Genomic DNA, 609 nt, shown 5'->3' on the forward strand with positions numbered 1-609 from the left:
GGTGATCGTTGGGGGTTGGGTAGTGGGTTGGTATGAGGTATGCGACGGGTGGCGGGTTGACCGCCGAGGATCGGGATCGTCGGGAGCGGGTGCGGCGGGAGGCTGCGGATCTGTTCGAGCGGGGTGCGTTGAATCGGGAGGTTGCGGCGGGTTTGCGGGTGAGCGAGCGGTCGGTGGAGCGGTGGCGTCGGCGGTGGAGGGACGGTGGGGTGGCGGCGTTGCGGTCGCGGGGGCCCACCTCGCGCTGCCGGCTGGAGGAAGAGCAGTTGCGGGCGTTGGAGGCGGTGTTGGAGCGGGGGCCGGTGGCGTCGGGCTGGGTGGACCAGCGGTGGACGTTGGCCCGAATCCGGGAGCTGATTATCAGGATGTTCGGGGTGGAGTACACGCTGGCGGGGGTGTGGTTGCTGTTGGACCGGCGGGGCTGGTCGTGTCAGGTGCCGGTGCGCCGTGCGGTCGAACGTGATGAGGGTGCGGTGGGGGTGTGGCGGGAGCAGGTGTGGGAGCGGGCAAGAAAATAGCGGCGGTCACCGGGGGCTGGGTGGTGTTCGAGGATGAGGCGGGGCAGACGTTGCGGCCGCCTCGGGTGACCAGTTGGAGTCTGCGGGGACG

At 70.1% G+C, this 609-nt stretch carries 1 protein-coding gene; it reads left to right on the plus strand.

Features of this window, described 5'->3' with window-relative positions:
• Nucleotides 1–32: 32 nt before the first annotated feature.
• Nucleotides 33–518 carry a winged helix-turn-helix domain-containing protein gene (locus MXD59_RS26010; protein WP_248827203.1) on the plus strand — a complete coding sequence of 162 codons (486 nt, stop codon included), beginning with the start codon at nucleotides 33–35 and terminating at the stop codon, nucleotides 516–518.
• Nucleotides 519–609: the final 91 nt, after the last annotated feature.

It is taken from the genome of Frankia umida (assembly GCF_023242945.1).
GTDB lineage: Bacteria > Actinomycetota > Actinomycetes > Frankiales > Frankiaceae > Frankia > Frankia umida.

Coding starts and splice junctions, on each gene's coding strand:
- MXD59_RS26010 (WP_248827203.1), top strand. CDS start 33: ATGAGGTATGCGACGGGTGGCGGGTTGACCGCCGAGGATCGGGATCGT.